The 16,904-nt window shown below is 61.6% G+C and carries 13 protein-coding genes and 4 tRNA genes; 12 read left to right on the top strand and 5 right to left on the bottom strand.

Annotated elements, in window-relative coordinates:
- Positions 1–677: 677 nt before the first annotated feature.
- From HA399_RS01525 to HA399_RS01535, 3 genes are all read left to right on the top strand, one after another.
- Positions 678–2,600 (top strand): PrkA family serine protein kinase, encoded by a 1,923-nt coding sequence (locus HA399_RS01525; protein ID WP_043334761.1) that lies wholly within the window; start codon positions 678–680, stop codon positions 2,598–2,600.
- Between the two features lie 97 nt (positions 2,601–2,697).
- Complete coding sequence (locus HA399_RS01530) at positions 2,698–3,981, top strand: YeaH/YhbH family protein (RefSeq protein ID WP_043334759.1); 1,284 nt, start codon at positions 2,698–2,700, stop codon at positions 3,979–3,981.
- Positions 3,982–4,064: 83 nt separating this feature from the next.
- Positions 4,065–5,630 carry a SpoVR family protein gene (locus HA399_RS01535; RefSeq protein WP_303569559.1) on the top strand — a complete coding sequence of 522 codons (1,566 nt, stop codon included), beginning with the start codon at positions 4,065–4,067 and terminating at the stop codon, positions 5,628–5,630.
- 183 nt (positions 5,631–5,813) lie between these two features.
- On the opposite strand, the gene HA399_RS01540 is transcribed toward HA399_RS01535, so the two are convergent.
- Positions 5,814–6,131: a high-potential iron-sulfur protein gene (locus HA399_RS01540; RefSeq protein WP_043334757.1), complete on the bottom strand. Its 318-nt coding sequence runs from the start codon at positions 6,129–6,131 to the stop codon at positions 5,814–5,816.
- Positions 6,132–6,579: 448 nt separating this feature from the next.
- Between HA399_RS01540 and HA399_RS01545 the strand changes: the two genes are divergently transcribed.
- On the top strand, positions 6,580–7,446 hold the full coding sequence (locus tag HA399_RS01545; protein ID WP_303569195.1) for a DNA/RNA non-specific endonuclease: 867 nt from the start codon (positions 6,580–6,582) through the stop codon (positions 7,444–7,446).
- A gap of 287 nt (positions 7,447–7,733) precedes the next feature.
- Here the strand turns inward: HA399_RS01545 and HA399_RS01550 are convergent.
- The 4 genes from HA399_RS01550 to HA399_RS01565 form a co-directional block, all read right to left on the bottom strand.
- Positions 7,734–7,820 (bottom strand) — tRNA-Leu (locus HA399_RS01550).
- 100 nt (positions 7,821–7,920) lie between these two features.
- A tRNA-Leu gene (locus tag HA399_RS01555) sits at positions 7,921–8,007 on the bottom strand.
- A gap of 42 nt (positions 8,008–8,049) precedes the next feature.
- Positions 8,050–8,136, bottom strand: a tRNA-Leu gene (locus tag HA399_RS01560).
- Between the two features lie 123 nt (positions 8,137–8,259).
- Positions 8,260–8,346 (bottom strand) — tRNA-Leu (locus tag HA399_RS01565).
- Positions 8,347–8,686: 340 nt separating this feature from the next.
- On the opposite strand from HA399_RS01565, the gene rnr reads away from it, so the two are divergent.
- The 8 genes from rnr (at position 8,687) to HA399_RS01605 (ending at position 16,783) form a co-directional block, all read left to right on the top strand.
- Entirely contained in the window at positions 8,687–11,392 is a 2,706-nt protein-coding gene (gene rnr, locus HA399_RS01570) for a ribonuclease R (protein ID WP_404325806.1), read from the top strand.
- 164 nt (positions 11,393–11,556) lie between these two features.
- Positions 11,557–12,468 carry a 23S rRNA (guanosine(2251)-2'-O)-methyltransferase RlmB gene (rlmB, locus tag HA399_RS01575; protein WP_353888910.1) on the top strand — a complete coding sequence of 304 codons (912 nt, stop codon included), beginning with the start codon at positions 11,557–11,559 and terminating at the stop codon, positions 12,466–12,468.
- Between the two features lie 305 nt (positions 12,469–12,773).
- Complete coding sequence (rpsF, locus tag HA399_RS01580; RefSeq protein ID WP_043334756.1) at positions 12,774–13,154, top strand: 30S ribosomal protein S6; 381 nt, start codon at positions 12,774–12,776, stop codon at positions 13,152–13,154.
- Positions 13,155–13,180: 26 nt separating this feature from the next.
- A complete protein-coding gene (gene rpsR, locus HA399_RS01585) occupies positions 13,181–13,408 on the top strand; it encodes a 30S ribosomal protein S18 (RefSeq protein WP_024952281.1) in 228 nt (75 codons plus the stop codon).
- A gap of 12 nt (positions 13,409–13,420) precedes the next feature.
- The gene (locus tag HA399_RS01590; RefSeq protein ID WP_404326875.1) at positions 13,421–14,275 is read left to right on the top strand and encodes a hypothetical protein; all 855 of its coding nucleotides are present in this window, start codon (positions 13,421–13,423) and stop codon (positions 14,273–14,275) included.
- Positions 14,276–14,287: 12 nt separating this feature from the next.
- Positions 14,288–14,734: a 50S ribosomal protein L9 gene (gene rplI, locus HA399_RS01595; protein WP_043334754.1), complete on the top strand. Its 447-nt coding sequence runs from the start codon at positions 14,288–14,290 to the stop codon at positions 14,732–14,734.
- A gap of 286 nt (positions 14,735–15,020) precedes the next feature.
- Positions 15,021–16,409: a replicative DNA helicase gene (dnaB, locus tag HA399_RS01600; protein WP_165873876.1), complete on the top strand. Its 1,389-nt coding sequence runs from the start codon at positions 15,021–15,023 to the stop codon at positions 16,407–16,409.
- An 86-nt stretch (positions 16,410–16,495) separates the two neighbouring features.
- A complete protein-coding gene (locus tag HA399_RS01605; protein ID WP_043334752.1) occupies positions 16,496–16,783 on the top strand; it encodes a hypothetical protein in 288 nt (95 codons plus the stop codon).
- The last annotated feature ends 121 nt before the right edge of the window (positions 16,784–16,904 follow it).

The following is a 16,904-nucleotide window of genomic DNA, read 5'->3' on the forward strand; positions in this document are numbered from 1 at the left end:
GCGTGAGCGCCTCCCTCGAGATCCCCATCGCCCCGGCGGTGGGGATTTTTTTGTGGCCGGTTGTCCGGTCTTGTCAACGTCATGCGTGATTGAGGCAAGCGTCTGATCAGGTTGGTAGCCACTTCGTCGCCAGTCGTTGTTTTCATGGTCTTTGTGGTGAGCCAGGAGGCTGCGTGAAGCATGGCGGAGGTGGTCGGGTGTGGAGTGTGGCCGCGGCCATTCTTGCTTGGTGGGCTGGTGTGCAGCGTCGCCTGGGCGTGGGAGTGACTGGCGTCAACCGTCAGTCTGTTCCTATGCTCAAGGTGTGCTGCGGTGCAACATGGCATGAGTGAATCACCCGCGACAGCAGAAGCATTGGTCGAGTTTTCGCGTCTTTCGCAGCTTTCTTCAACGCGTTGTCAGGGGCGTTCAGGCGCCATCGTAGTATCTGCTGACCCACTGGCTGCCGTAGATCCTGCGGTGCTTGGCAGAACTGGCTCCGCCGGCGGAAAGTTCGTTGAATGCATTCATTCACTGTATTGGACACCAGCACCCTATATCGACCTATGCTGATAAACACGCCGAGGCAGTCGTCCTGCGTACGCTATCCAGGCTGAGCGGACGAACGAATTTTGCGGTCTTACCTGAGTGGGCCCGGCGATGGTCCCAGCGACTGATGTCGCGACAAGGAGGCTTCCATGAGCATCTTCGATCACGTGCAGAGCCGCTACGAGCGGATTCAGCAAGAAGAGATGAGTCTCCAGGAGTACCTGGAGTTGTGCCGGCAGGACACTACTGCCTACGCCAGCGCTGCCGAGCGCATGCTGGCGGCCATCGGTGAACCGGAGGTCATCGATACCGCCAAGGACCCCAGTCTTTCCCGTATCTTTTCCAACAAGCTGATCCGCCGTTATCCAAGCTTTGCCGAGTTCTATGGCATGGAAGAGGCTATCGAGCAGATCGTTTCCTACTTCCGGCATGCGGCGCAGGGACTGGAGGAGCGCAAGCAGATCCTGTATCTGCTCGGCCCGGTGGGCGGCGGCAAGTCGTCTCTGGCGGAGCGTCTCAAGCTGCTGATGGAGCAGATTCCCTTCTATGCCATCAAGGGCTCGCCGGTCTTCGAGTCTCCTTTGGGGCTGTTCTCGCCGGAGGAAGATGGTGAGCTGATCGAGAAGGAGTACGGCATTCCCCAGCGCTGCATGCGCAGTGCCATGTCACCGTGGGCCGCCAAGCGCCTCAAGGAATATGGCGGTGATATCAGCAAGTTCCGCGTGGTCAAGCTCTATCCCTCGCGCCTCAATCAGATCGGTATCTCCAAGACCGAGCCGGGCGATGACAACAACCAGGATATTTCCGCGCTGGTCGGCAAGGTCGATATCCGTCAGCTGGAGCTCTATGCCCAGGATGACCCGGATGCCTACAGCTTCTCCGGCGGGCTGTGCAAGGCCAACCAGGGGCTGATGGAATTCGTCGAGATGTTCAAGGCGCCGATCAAGGTGCTGCACCCGCTGCTGACCGCGACTCAGGAGGGCAATTACAACCCGACGGAAGGCATGGGCGCGATTCCCTTCGATGGCGTGGTGCTGGCGCACTCAAACGAGAGCGAGTGGCAGGCATTCCGCAACAATCGCAACAATGAGGCCTTCCTCGATCGCGTCTACATCGTCAAGGTGCCTTATTGCCTGCGCGCCTCCGAGGAGGTCAAGATCTACGCCAAGCTGCTGGAGCATTCGTCGCTGAATCAGGCGCCCTGTGCCCCGGATACGCTGCGCATGCTGTCCCAGTTCATCGTGCTGTCGCGTCTGCGTGAGCCGGAGAATTCCAGCGTCTACTCGAAGATGCGCATCTATGATGGCGAGAACCTCAAGGATACCGATCCGCGCGCCAAGTCGATCCAGGAATACCGCGACAGCGCCGGTGTCGACGAGGGGATGGATGGGCTCTCGACACGCTTTGCCTTCAAGATTCTCTCCAAGGTCTTCAACTTCGATGCCAGTGAGGTTGCGGCCAATCCGGTCCATCTGCTCTACGTGCTGGAGCAGCGCCTCGATCAGGAGCAGCTGCCCAAGGAAACCCATGAGCGCTACCTGCGCTATATCAAGGAATACCTGGCGCCCCGCTACGTCGACTTCATCGGCAAGGAGATCCAGACCGCCTATCTCGAGTCCTATTCCGAGTATGGGCAGAACATCTTCGATCGCTATGTGACCTATGCCGACTTCTGGATCCAGGAGCAGGAGTATCGCGATCCCGAGACCGGCGAACTGCTGGACCGTCAGTCACTCAACGAGGAACTGGAGAAGATCGAGAAGCCCGCGGGCATCTCCAACCCGAAGGATTTCCGTCACGAGGTGGTCAACTTCGTGCTGCGCGCACGGGCGCAGAACAACGGTACCAACCCGAGCTGGCAGTCCTACGAGAAGCTGCGTGCGGTGATCGAGAAGAAGATGTTCGCCAATACCGAAGAGCTGCTGCCGGTCATCTCCTTCAATGCCAAGGCCTCGGCATCCGACCAGCGCAAGCACGAGGACTTCGTGGCGCGCATGGTGGATCGCGGCTACACCGAGAAGCAGGTGCGCCTGTTGTCCGAATGGTATCTGCGCGTACGCAAGTCGCAGTAAGCCCTGCCGACTGACGACAGGCCTGCCGGCGGGCACGATTGCCGCCGGCACTTGCCATCCGGCCATCCGCTGAGGGCGGGGCCGGCAAGGAGGGCGAATGAGTTATTTCATTGATCGACGCAGCAATGCACGCAACAAGAGTGCAGTGAATCGACAGCGCTTCATTCGGCGCTATCGCAGTCATATCAAGCGGGCGGTGGAGGATGCCGTCAATCGGCGCTCCATCACCGACATGGAGCGCGGCGAGGAAGTCTCCATTCCGACGCGTGACATTTCCGAGCCGGTCTTCCAGCACGGTCAGGGCGGCAAGCGGCGTGTGATCAATCCCGGCAACAAGGAATTTGTCGAAGGGGACCGCATGCGCCGTCCCAGCGGCGGTGGTGGGGGAGGCGGCAGTGGCGAGGGCCAGGCCTCCAACCAGGGCGAGGGGGAAGATGACTTTGCCTTCACCCTGTCGCGTGAGGAATTTCTCGAGTTCGTCTTCGACGGGCTGGAACTGCCGCATCTGGAGCGCAAGCAGATCGCGGACATGGAAGAGGTGCGCCCGGTGCGCGCGGGGATTGCGCGTGACGGCACACCGGCACGTATCAATATCGTGCGCTCGATGCGCTCGGCACAGGCGCGGCGCATCGCGATGCGTTCCCCGATCAAGCGGGCGCTGAAGGAGGCTGTCGAAGCGCTGGAGCAGGAGGAGCGCAAGGACCCGGTGCTGCGCAACAAGGTGCGCATCAGTGAGCTCAAGGCGGAAATCGAGCGGCTCGAGGCGCGCCTCAAGGCGGTGCCGTTCCTCGATACCTATGATCTGCGCTACAACCACCTCATCAATCAGCCGATGCCGTCCAACAAGGCGGTGATGTTCTGCGTGATGGATGTCTCGGGGTCGATGACCCAGGCGCACAAGGACATCGGCAAGCGTTTCTTCCTGTTGCTGTATCTGTTTCTGGAGCGCAACTACGAGAAGGTCGAGCTGGTCTTCATCCGTCACCACACCGCTGCCAAGGAAGTCGACGAGGAGGAGTTCTTCTACTCCCGCGAGACCGGCGGCACCATCGTGTCCAGTGCCCTCACGCTGCTCGATGAGGTGATCGAATCGCGCTATCCGGCCGGTGAGTGGAATCTCTACGTGGCGCAGGCCTCGGATGGCGACAACTGGGACGACGATTCCACCAACTGTCGCGAGCTGATGATCAAGAAGCTGATGCCGCGCCTGCAGTACTACGCCTATGTGGAGATCACTCCGCATGCCCATCAGGCGCTATGGGAGGAGTACGAGCGGGTCGAGGCGGAATTTCCGGAACGCTTTGCCATGCAGCAGATCGTCGAGGCAGGCGATATCTACCCGGTATTCCGCGAGCTGTTCAAGCGCCGCATCAGCGCCTGATCACATCATGCGACGTGCCCGGCAGTCGCGCCGGGCCAGGAGGCCTCATGAGTCATGGTCTTGATGGCGGTCTTGATGACCGAATGAGCAAGCGCATCGATAGCCGGCTGGAAGACACCCAGCCGGCCAGCGGGTCGGATTGGACCTTCGAATTGCTCGAGCATTTCGAAAGCGAGATCGCGCGCATTGCCGCGCAGTACAAGCTGGATATCTACCCCAACCAGATCGAGGTGATCACGTCCGAGCAGATGATGGATGCCTACGCCAGCATCGGCATGCCGGTCGGCTACCATCACTGGTCGTTCGGCAAGCAGTTCCTGTCGGTGGAGCAGGCGTATCGGCGAGGGCAGATGGGGCTGGCCTATGAACTGGTGATCAATTCCGACCCGTGCATCGCCTATCTGATGGAAGAGAACACCCTGATGATGCAGATTCTGGTCATGGCGCATGCCTGCTATGGCCACAACAGCTTCTTCAAGGGCAATTATCTGTTCCGCACCTGGACGGATGCCTCGGCGATCATCGACTACCTCGTCTTCGCGCGGAAATACGTGTCCGAGTGCGAGGAGCGTCATGGCGTGGACGCCGTCGAGCAGCTGCTCGACGCCTGCCATGCACTGCAGAACTATGGCGTGGATCGCTACAAGCGCCCTTCGGCCATCTCGCCGGAGGAGGAGGTTCAGCGTCAGCAGGAGCGTGAGGCCTATCTGCAGGCCCAGGTGAATGCGCTGTGGACCACGATTCCCCAGGCGGGCGAAGAGGATGAGGTGGTCGATGAGGTCAATGACCCCCTCGGTCTGCATCGCCGCGGCCGCTATCCGCCGGAACCGCAGGAGAACCTGCTCTATTTCATCGAGAAGAATGCCCCGTTGCTGGAGCCCTGGCAGCGCGAGCTGGTGCGTATCGTGCGCAAGCTGGCGCAGTACTTCTACCCGCAGCGCCAGACGCAGGTGATGAACGAGGGCTGGGCATGTTTCTGGCACTACACCATCATGAATCAGCTCTATGATGAGGGATTGATCGGCGAGGGCGTGATTCTCGAGTTCCTGCAGTCGCATACTTCGGTGGTGCAGCAGCCCGGCTTCGATCACCCGCATTACAACGGCATCAATCCCTATGCGCTGGGCTTCGCGATGTTCACCGATATCAAGCGTATCTGTGAGAACCCCGATGATGAGGATCGTGAGTGGTTCCCGGATATCGCCGGCAGCGACTGGCTGGAAACGGTGCACTTCGCGATGCGCAACTTCAAGGATGAGTCCTTCATCCAGCAATTCCTGTCGCCCAAGGTGATCCGGGATCTCAAGCTGTTCTCGCTGGTCGATGATGACAGCGATGAGCATCTCGTCATCGACGCCATTCACGACAGTCGCGGTTACAAGCGCATTCGTGAGGCGCTGTGCGTGCAGTACGCGCTGAGCCATCGTGAGCCGAATATCCAGGTGTGGGCCGCCAACATTCGCGGTGATCGCTCGCTGACCCTGCGCCATGTGCAGGATGATCGGCGCCCGCTGGCGCGCAGCGTCTACCCCGTGATGCGCTATCTGCATCAGCTGTGGGGCTTCCCTGTCCATCTGGAGTCGATGGAGAACGATGAGGTGGCAAGGCGCTACCAGTGGCCACTGCCGGAGGACGCCAATCCCGGCTGACAGGGCTTCACGTGACGCTCATGGCGGATCGAGTAGGTGTCGAGGGATGCCAGCCCTGACCGGCGCGCAATCGGCATAAGGCAGGCATGAAAAAACCGCCGTGAGGACACCCTCGCGGCGGTTTTCTTGTCTCAATCGGCTGTCGTGCTCGTGCTCTCAGCCAGAGGGTTCCGGTTGAGCGTCTCAGGCCGGGCGCTTGGTCCAGGACTGACACCAGCCCTTCGGCTCGACGCTATGGCTTGGGAAAAGCTGGCAGCCTTCGTTCTCGGGCTTGTAGAACATGCAGTTGGCGCAGTCCGAACCCGGCTTGAAGGCGGGGTGGTCCTTGGCTTCACTGGCGACTTCCACGTAGTTGAGCGCCTTGGCTTGCGGATTGGAGGTATCCAGCCGCGGCAGGTCGGCGGCAAGGGCGCGGGGTGAGAGTATGGCGGCGCCCAGTGGCAGGGCAGCGAGCCCCAGCAGGCTGTTGCGCATGAAGTTACGGCGGCTCTGATTGGCCATGGTCTGATTCCTTCTCATCAATGGAGCACAACCGTCGGGATGTGCTGCGGTCACGGCTCGCCTGTCAGGAGGCGCTTGCATGTCAGTCGTTGCAGTGTCGCGGGTGCCACCGGCACCTTGATGGGCACTCTGTGTGGCATTGCTGACCGCTTGCTGGCATTCATGGATGCAGGTGGCATGCCAGATGCTGAACATATGGTCAGGTTCTGCGCCATCAGTGTTCGGGCAGATTTGTCAGGAGGTCTCTGCTCGCCGATGGTGCATCAAGCGGGTGCTGCCTGCTTATTGTGGCTTGAGTTGGGGCAACCGTCAGCCTCGCTGGCAGAACTCTGGCATGATGGAAATGACACAGGAACGTGAATGGCGTCGCTGTGGCCCGCGAGCCATGGCGAAATGATGGATGCATGCCTTGCCGAGGTAACTGCAACGACAAGAAGGAAATGGCGGGATGCTGGATGTGATGGACGATATTCGCTCGGCCGGCCGCAAGCTGTGGCGGGGCCTCGGGGTCAGCGTGGTGTTTGCACTGGTAGGGGGTGGGCTCTGGTGGTGGCAGGAGCGCGACTACCAGCAGTTCTACGTCTGGCAGGGCGTACCGCAGGCGCGTGCACTGGATTGGAAGACGCTGGCGCGCGGCTTGCGCAGCGATGCCTATCTGGTGGGCTGGTCTGATCTGCGCGCCAACCCGTTGTGGGTGACATGGCGGCTCGAGAATACTCAAGGGTCGCGGCTGGGGGAGCGTCCTGACGAGTTCGAGCGCGACTGGCGCTCGCTATGGCCCGTCACGCCGGATAGCTATCGCAACAGTGGCTACGACCGTGGACACCTGGCGCCCAACTACGCCATCGGCAAGATCTACGGCGTCAAGGCGCAGCATCAGACCTTTCGCATGACGAATATCTCGCCACAGACACCGGCGCTCAATCGCAAGCTCTGGCAACGTCTGGAAGCCGCCATCATGGACAGCATCCTGCCGCGCGAAGGCGCACTGTGGATCACGGCAGGGCCGGTCTTCAGCGGCAGTATCGAGCGGCTGCCCAATCTGATCGAGATTCCCGATGCCTTCTACAAGATCATCATCTCTCCCGGCTCCGGTCGGCAGGCACCGCGTGCGTTGGCCTTTCTCTTCCCGCAGCAGGTGAGGGGAGATGAACCGCTGGACCGTTTTCTGGTCAGCATCGATCGCATCGAGTCACTGACAGGGCTGGATTTCTTCCATGAGCTTCCCGATGACGTCGAGCAGCGCCTCGAGGCGCAGGTCGTGCGCGATGGCTGGCAGGTCGACAGTTTCAGTCGTACGCCATCACGTTATTGAGCGAACAGCCAAGGTCCGACTGACAGGAGCGTACTGAAGGAGTTCGGCGGACGGGTGCCGACTGAAGGGGTGCAGCTGAAAAGAGTTATCCACAATGCCAGGCGTAGTAATGGGTGTGGACAAGTTGCGCATGAGGCGAGCGGTATTTTCTTCGAAGCATGCGGAAGACAACGCAGGGCGCTGTGGGTCTAGGCAAAACAAGAGGGTGAGTCAGTCAGGATATTGCGAGGGGGAGTATCGCGATGTGAGCAGCAGGCGCTGCGAGGATGCATCGGATATCAACTTGATGGTGCCCAGAAGAGGACTTGAACCTCCACGTCCATACGGACACTAGCACCTGAAGCTAGCGCGTCTACCAATTCCGCCATCTGGGCATCAAGTTGTGTGCTGAAGTCTCATGAGCTGAGTCTTGCAGCTGAACGAGCATGAAATCCTTGGTAGTGGATGCCATGTTCCCTGTTCGAGTGCGCATCGTGGTGCCCAGAAGAGGACTTGAACCTCCACATCCTTACGGATACTAGCACCTGAAGCTAGCGCGTCTACCAATTCCGCCATCTGGGCGAAGCGCGATACAGGGGTCGTTCGTTGTGAGTCTGACGTCCGTGGTGCCCAGGAGAGGACTTGAACCTCCACATCCTTACGGATACTAGCACCTGAAGCTAGCGCGTCTACCAATTCCGCCACCTGGGCAGACATCAGAACTCGTTTCGGTCCGCAGACCCGGATCAGCAGTCAAGTTGTTGAAACTTAAATGCTTTACCCGTTTTCTGGTATCCATCTTAACGTGTGTCACGCCAACATGAAACCTGAAATTGGTGCCCAGAAGAGGACTTGAACCTCCACGTCCATACGGACACTAGCACCTGAAGCTAGCGCGTCTACCAATTCCGCCATCTGGGCAAGTGGTGCCGAATAATACGGATGTACTGCGGGAATGCAAGCTTTTTCTTTCATGCCCTGTTGAGCGAGCCGCAGAAAGCCTCTCTCGCTTCATGAGGACAGACAGAGGAAAGATAGAGAACAGACAGATGAAGCTCATCAATTGGCGAGCTTTCAGGCTTGAGAGTCAGGCCCCGGGCCGCCATTGAGAGCACTGAATGGCCCCTCCGCCGTGATGAGTGGCGGGGAATGGTTGGGTCGGCCCAAGGGTAGAGGCTATAATGCGCGGATGAGAGACAACCTGTCATTCCGTGCCGCGATCGCTGCCCGTCTCGAATTCATCGTCAAGGAATCCTGATTAATGACCCAATGGACGCTCAGCGACGACCCGCACGCGGAACGCGAAGCCCATAAGTACGACAAGCCCATCCCCAGCCGAGAGTTCTTGCTCGACAAGCTGGAAGAGTATGGCAAGCCCATTACCCACGAGAACATGAGCCGCATGCTCGGTTTCGAGGACGAGGAGCAGCAGGAAGCTGTGCGCCGTCGCCTCAATGCCATGGAGCGTGATGGTCAGGTGCTGCGCAATCGTCGCGGTGCCTATGCCCTGATCGACAAGCTGGACCTGATCCGTGGCCGCGTCGTCGGTCACCGCGACGGCTTCGGCTTCCTGGCGCGCGAAGATGGCGTCAAGCCGGACCTCGCCGTGCCGCCGCGCCAGATGCGTCGTGTCTTCCATGGCGATCAGGTGCTGGCTCGCGTCAGCGGCCGTGATCGTCGTGGCCGCGACGAGATCACCATCGTCGAGGTGCTGGCGCGCAATACCCAGACCCTGGTCGGTATCTATCGTCAGTCCGAGCCGGACTTCGGTGTGCTGATTCCCGAGAACTCGCGCATCGCGCAGGAAGTCATCATCCCCAACCGCGTGGCCAATGGTGCCAAGGACGGTCAGGTGGTGTCCGTGCGCATCACTCAGCAGCCCGCCACACGCGTGCAGCCGGTGGGGGAAGTGGTCGAGGTGCTCGGTGAGCGCATGGACCCGGGCATGGAAATCGATATCGCGATCCGTTCCCACGATATCCCCAGTGAATTCCCGCCGGAAGTCGAAGACCAGATCTCGACCATTTCCGCCGAGGTGCTGGAAGAAGACAAGAAGGGCCGCATCGACCTGCGCGAGACGCCGCTGGTCACCATCGATGGCGAAGACGCGAAGGACTTCGATGACGCCGTCTGTGCCTGGCAGGACGACAATGGCAACTGGAAGCTGCTGGTCGCCATCGCCGACGTCTCCCACTACGTGCGTGGCGGCAGCCCGCTGGATCAGGAAGGCTATGTGCGCGGCAACTCGGTGTATTTCCCGGGTCAGGTCGTGCCGATGCTGCCGGAGCTGCTCTCCAACGGTCTGTGCTCGCTCAACCCGCATGTCGATCGTCTGACGCTGGTCTGTGAGCTGACCATCTCTGCCAGCAGTGGCGAGATGCTCGACTATCGCTTCTTCGAAGCCGTGATTCGCTCGCATGCTCGCCTGACCTACGAGAAGGTCGGCACCATGCTGACCGACCCGGAAAGTGAGGAAGGTCAGGCACTGTGCCAGCAGTACAATGAACTGCTGCCGTCGCTGCACAACCTGCACGCGCTGTACGGCGTGCTGCGCAAGGCGCGTGACAAGCGCGGTGCCATCGATTTCGAGACCACCGAAACGCAGATCCTGTTCAACGATGAGCGCAAGATCGAGCAGATCGTGCCGCGTACCCGCAACGACGCGCACAAGCTGATCGAGGAATGCATGCTGGCGGCCAACGTCGCGACGGCACGCTTCCTGGATGAGCACGATCTCCCGGCCCTCTATCGTGTCCACAAGCAGCCGGCACCGGAGCGCCTGAACAACCTGCGCGCCTTCCTGGGCGAGCTGGGTCTGACGCTGGAAGGTGGCGACGAGCCGGCACCCAAGGACTTCCAGGCATTGCGTGCCTCGATCGCCGAGCGCCCGGACCTCGACATCATCCAGACCGTGATGCTGCGCAGCATGACCCAGGCGGTCTACTCGCCGCAGAACGAAGGTCACTTCGGTCTGGCCTACGATGCCTACGCGCACTTCACCTCGCCGATCCGTCGTTATCCGGATCTGCTGGTGCACCGTGCGATTCGCTCCGTCATCCGTGGCCCGCGCAAGACCGACACCGTGCTGCGCGCCGAAGATGCCGTGACCGAACGCCCGACCAAGTGGTGCCCGTACACCTTCGAGCAGATGCTCGAGCTGGGTGAGCACTGCTCGATGACCGAGCGCCGCGCCGATGAGGCGACGCGTGATGTCAGCGACTGGCTCAAGTGCGAGTTCATGAAGGACAAGGTCGGGGAAGTGCTGGAAGGCACCGTCGCGGCGGTCACCCAGTTCGGCCTGTTCGTGCGTCTGGATGCCTACTACGTCGAAGGCCTGCTGCACATCTCCTCGCTGCCGTCCGACTACTATCACTACGAGGCCGAGAAGCATCGCCTCAAGGGTGAGCGTGCCGGCGTCAGCTATGGTCTTGGCGATGGCGTCACCGTCCAGGTGGCCCGTGTCGACATGGATGAGCGCAAGATCGACTTCATGCTCAGCGACCCGACGCCGCGTCCCAAGCGCAAGCCGCGCAAGGCGCGCAGCAGCGAGGGCGACAAGCCGGCAGCCGGCAAGAGCGGTTCCGCTGCCAGCAAGGAAGCCGCCGCCAAGGGGCGTCCCGGCAAGCGTGAGCGCGAACGCCTCAAGTCCCTGACCGAGGAAGTCAGTCAGGAAGGCAATGGCAACGCGGCTGCGGCCGAAAAGCCGGCAGGTGAGCGTCCGCCGCGCAAGCCGCGCGGTGAGCGCAGTGATCGCTCGGGCCGTGGAGAGCGCAAGGCCGCCGCTGGCAATGAGCAGCAGCCCACCGCAGAGGCGCCCGCTGCGGCGCGTCCAGCCGTGCCGAGTGGCCCGGAAGCCGCCGACAGCCCGTTCGCGCCGGTCGCGCCGATGGGTGCCGCAGGCAAGGACGACCCGTCGCGCAAGCGGGGTTCGCGCTCGCGCGGGCGTCGCGGTAACGGCCGTAGCTGATTTCGGCTCTGCTCCTCGCGCGTCACTGCATCAGCCCCGGCTCCGGTCGGGGCTGATGCGTTGGGCAGTCGTCAGGCTGCACGATTTCAAGGCTGTCGCGTCGGCGGCAGCTCAGTTTCCGTCAATGTGACAGGGCCCGTCGGGTCATCAGTCAGGAAGGCACAATGAGTCAGGACAAGGGGCGCAAGCCCGGCCGCGGCAAGCCCGCCGGCGAGCGTGCTAGCCACGCCAGAAGTGAGCAATCCCGAGGCGAGCGCAGCGGCGCTCAGCGTCATGAGCGTGGCGGGGCACGCAAGGGTGGCGCTCGCGCCGCCGCGCCGAAGATTCCCGGTGGCCTGGAAGCCGTCTATGGCGTGCACGCCGTTGAAGCCTTGCTGGCACGTGACCGCGCACCCAGCGAGCTGTGGGTGCAGGCGGGCGAGGCCGAGCTGCGCCTGAGCGAGATCATCGAGCAGGCGCGTGCCGCCGGCTCGCGCGTCACCCTCAAGGGGCGCGAGGAGCTGGATGCACTGGCCGTCGGCGGTGGCGCCCATCAGGGGCTGGTCGCGCTGTGCGCGCCGCTGGCCACCGAGAACGAGACCGGCCTCAAGCTGCGTCTCGATGGCTGGTCCCACGCAGAAGCTCCGCTGTTTCTGGTGCTGGACTCCGTCACGGATCCGCACAACCTCGGTGCCTGCCTGCGCAGTGCCGATGCCGCGGGCGCCCATGGTGTCATCGTGCCCAAGGACAAGTCGGCCTCACTGAACGCGACCGTGCGCAAGGTGGCCTGTGGGGCAGCGGAAGTGGTGCCGGTCTATCAGGTCACCAACCTGGTCCGCACGCTGGACGCCATGAAGGAAGCCGGTGTCTGGGTGCTGGGCACGGCGGGCGAAGCCGAATCCATGGCCTTCGAAGCCGATTTCACCGGCCCGGTCGCCATCGTGATGGGTGCCGAGGGCAAGGGCATGCGTCGCCTGACCCGCGAGCATTGCGACAGCCTGATCAAGCTGCCGATGGCGGGTAGCGTCTCCAGCCTCAATGTCTCGGTTGCCGCGGGCATCTGCCTGTTCGAGGCCGTGCGTCAGCGCCGCGGCTGAGGCAATTGTCGGCAGGGGATAGTCGGGAAGGGTAGAGGCAAGAGAGTGGCAAGAGAGACGGCCGGTGGAACGGGGCTGGCTGTCTTTCATGGGCCGCTTGCCAAGCCCTTGACTCCTCTCTACAATACTGCGGTTCTGTGAAGTGCAGTCTGCAGTGAATGCGCGGCATGGGGGCACCTGTCCTCGCCCGCGCGCGTCTTTCGTGGCCTTCGGGTCTGAATGGCACAACCGTAGTAATCACTCCACTCCTTGCTTCCCGGCCCGAGACGCGCCGTGGGGGCTGTCAAACCGAAAGGAGCCAAGCCATGCGTCACTACGAGATCGTGTTCATGGTCCACCCGGACCAGAGCGAACAGGTTCCGGCCATGATCGAGCGTTACACCTCCATCGTGACCGAAGCCGGCGGTACTGTGCATCGTCTGGAAGATTGGGGTCGCCGTCACCTGGCCTACCCGATCAACAAGATCCACAAGGCCCACTACGTGCTGATGAACGTCGAAACTACCGGTGAGGTGGTCGAAGAACTCGAAACCATCTTCCGTTTCAACGACGCCGTCATCCGTAACCTGGTTGTGCGTTCAAAGGAAGCGGCCATCGAGCCGTCTCCGATGATGAAGCCGGCTGAAGAGAAGCGTCCGCGTCGCGAAGACAAGCGTGACGAATCCGAAGCTCAAGACGCTAACTGATACCGCACCCCCAGGAGGTCATTGCAATGGCACGTTTTTTCCGTCGTCGCAAGTTCTGCCGCTTCACCGCTGAAGGCGTGAAGCAGATCGACTACAAGGACATCGAAGTCCTGAAGTCTTACATCACCGAGACCGGCAAGATCGTCCCGAGCCGTATCACTGGCACCAAGGCACGCTACCAGCGTCAGCTGGCGACTGCCATCAAGCGTGCTCGCTACCTGGCTCTGCTGCCGTACAGCGACAGCCACCAGTAAGGCGACACCATGATGCTGGCACTGGCACGCTGGGCCATGCGCGGCCCCCTGCAATGCATCGCGATTGCATTGCTGACGGGAATCGTGCCCTGGTTCTTCTGGTTCAGTGCCGCCATCAGTGCGCTGGTCACGCTTCGGCGTGGCCTTGCGCCTGCCGCACCCGTAGTCATCGCCGCCGCCGTTCCGGCCGGTTGGTGGTGGGTACAAGGCGATCCGGTGCCTCTGGCAACCGTATTGCTGGTCACCCTGATGGCAACCCTGTTGCGCGCTCGCGTGCGATGGGGTGAGGCGCTGATAGGCGCCAGCCTGACGGCGGCACTGATGGTGCAGTCCGGGATATTCCTGCCACCAGGCGGAGCCGGTCCACTGCTTGAGAGCATTCGCAAGAATGCCCCTGAGCTTGACGCACGCTTGAACGACTTTGCCGCTCAAGGTGTGCCGACTGAACAGCTCGCAGGGCTGGTCATCGGTGGTATTACCGGGTTGGTGGTCCTGCTGGCCGCCACGGGCTGTCTGGCCCTGGCGCGCAGTTGGCAGTCCGGGCTCTACAATCCGGGTGGGTTTCGCAGCGAATTCCATGCCTTTCGGCTGAGTTTGCCCGAAATCCTGATACTGGCAGCCTGCGGGATCATTGGCGTACTGCTCAATGTCCCTGCAGTGCTCCTGCTGATCTGGATACCGCTGCTGGTGGCGGGCATAGCCCTGGTACATGGTTACATCGGGTTAAAGGGGATGAGCGGGTTATGGCTCGTCGGCGTCTATTTCATGATGCTGACCACCTGGCCCACGATTCTGATTTTGCTGCTGTTGGCGCTTGTGGACGCCTTTGCGGATTTTCGCGCACGTCTCGCCGGCAGTCATCGATAAGAGGTTTACGAGATGCAAGTCATTCTGCTCGACAAGATTGGCAAGCTGGGCAACCTGGGTGACCAGGTTTCCGTCAAGGCTGGCTTCGGTCGCAACTACCTGCTGCCGTACGGCCTGGCAGTTCCGGCCACTGCTGAAAACCAGGCAGCTTTCGAAGCTCAGCGCGCTGAGCTGGAAGCACAGGTTGCAGAGCGCAAGACCGAAGCTGAAGCGCGTGCCGCTCAGCTGAACGAAATCGAACTGTCCCTGGTCGCCAAAGCTGGCGAAGAAGGCAAGCTGTTCGGTTCCATCGGTCCGCGTGATCTGGCCGAAGCTATCGCCCAGTCTGGCATCGACATCGCCAAGAGCGAAGTCCGCATGCCGGAAGGCCCGCTGCGCAACACTGGCGAATACGACATCGTGCTGCAGCTGCACGCTGAAGTGACTGCCACTGTCCGTGTGGTCGTGGTCGGCGAGTAATCGCTGATTTGCAGTGGCTGGCCGGTGATCCGGTGTAGCGACTGCTGCGGTACCCAAGCCGCCTTTGCATCCTCGATGCGAAGGCGGTTTTTTCATGGGCGCGATTTGTCGTCGGCGTGGCATTTGCCTGGTCGCCGGCGAGGCGATGACGCACAAAATCCGGTAGAATGCCTGCCCCCGTCAGGAAGAGTCTTCGGCGTGGGCGCGGCGGTTGGCAGGCTTGCGTCAATGCGTGAAACTAGAAGCCCCCGCGGGCATGTCAGTCATCAGCAGGAGTCAGCCAGGCATGAGCGAGATTCAGGATCAGGATCGCGAGACGGCAGCGCTCAAGGTGCCGCCCAATTCGCTGGAGGCCGAGCAGTCGGTGCTTGGCGGCTTGATGCTGGACAACAGCGCCTGGGATACCGTCTCCGAGCGGCTGGTGGCCGACGACTTCTATCGCTATGAGCATCGTCTCATCTACAACGCCATGTCTCAGCTGGTCGGCGGCAGCCGCCCGCTGGATGTGGTGACGCTGTCCGAGCTGCTGGAAAGTCGTGACCAGCTCGAGTCTGTCGGCGGGCTGGCGACCCTCGCCGAGCTTGCGCGCAATACGCCCTCGGCCAGCAACATCAAGGCCTATGCCGACATCGTTCGCGAGCGCGCCACGCTGCGCAAGCTCATCCAGGCGGCCAACCAGATCGCCGAGAGCTCCTTCAGCCCGCAGGGCCGTGATGCCGATGAGCTGGTCAACGAGGCCGAGCGCCTGGTGTTCCAGATCAGCGAGTCGCGGCCCAAGAGCGGCGGCCCCAAGGGCATGAGTCAGCTGCTGACCGGCGCGGTGGACCGCATCGATGAGCTGTTCAACCTCAAGGGCCAGATGACGGGCCTGTCGACCGGCTTCCGTGATCTCGATGACATGACCTCCGGCCTGCAGCCGTCTGATCTGGTGATCATTGCCGGGCGTCCCTCGATGGGCAAGACCACCTTCGCCATGAACCTGGTCGAGCATGCCGTGGTCTCCGGGGACAAGCCGGTCGCCGTGTTCTCGATGGAGATGCCCGCCGAATCGCTGATGTTGCGCATGATCTCCTCGCTGGGCCGCATCGACCAGACCAAGGTGCGTACCGGCCAGCTGGAAGACGAGGACTGGCCGCGTCTGACCTCGGCGGTCAACCTGCTCAAGGACAAGCAGCTGTTCGTCGATGACACCGCGGCGCTGTCGCCCAACGAGATGCGCTCGCGCTGTCGACGCATGGCGCGTGAGCACGGCGGCATCGGCCTGATCATGATCGATTACCTTCAGCTGATGCAGGTGCCGGGACTTTCCGAGAACCGTACCGCCGAGATCTCCGAGATCTCGCGCTCGCTGAAGGGCCTGGCCAAGGAATTCGCCTGCCCGGTCGTGGCGCTCTCGCAGCTGAACCGCTCGCTTGAGCAGCGCCCCAACAAGCGTCCGGTGATGTCGGACCTGCGTGAATCCGGCGCCATCGAGCAGGATGCCGATGTCATCGCCTTCGTCTACCGTGATGAGGTCTACAACAAGGACAATCCCGACAACAAGGGACTGGCCGAGCTGATCATCGGCAAGCAGCGTAACGGCCCCATCGGTACCGTTCACATGGCCTTCATCGGCAAGTACACCCGTTTCGAGGATCTGGCGCCCGACAGTTATGGCCAGGCCTTCGCTGAATAACGTGATGCGTACGCGCGTCAATCATGTACCCGGGCGGCGGCATCGCCGTTGCCTCGCAAGACCCGCACTGACGGGGAGGAGATAGCATGGCAGGTGGATTTGGGCGCGGACGCGCACGTACCCCCAAGCTGCAGGGCCGAGGCACGCTGGAGAGCCTGGAGCGTGAAGGGCCCTTCAAGGAATGGCTGGGCATGCCGGACCTCTACCGCTTCACGCTGGTCGTGGAAGGTGAGAGCTACAGCTACCAGACCGAAGACAGTGAAGTGCCGGTGGTAGCCGGCGACATGGTCGTCTTCCGCTACAAGGAGACCAAGGCGGGCAAGTGGATCGACCGCAACTCCCTCGGCAAGGCCATCGACCCCAACTCGCTGTAAGCGTCACTCCGGCGCATGAGGATCACGCCATGCCGGCTGCCAGGTCGGCATGGCGTGATCCTGTTTTGATCGAGATAGTCGACACATCGACTTAGTCGATCTGGCGTCTGGCATTCCCTCT

The sequence above is a fragment of the Cobetia sp. UIB-001 genome (genome assembly GCF_044789135.1).
In the GTDB taxonomy this organism is placed as follows: domain Bacteria; phylum Pseudomonadota; class Gammaproteobacteria; order Pseudomonadales; family Halomonadaceae; genus Cobetia; species Cobetia amphilecti.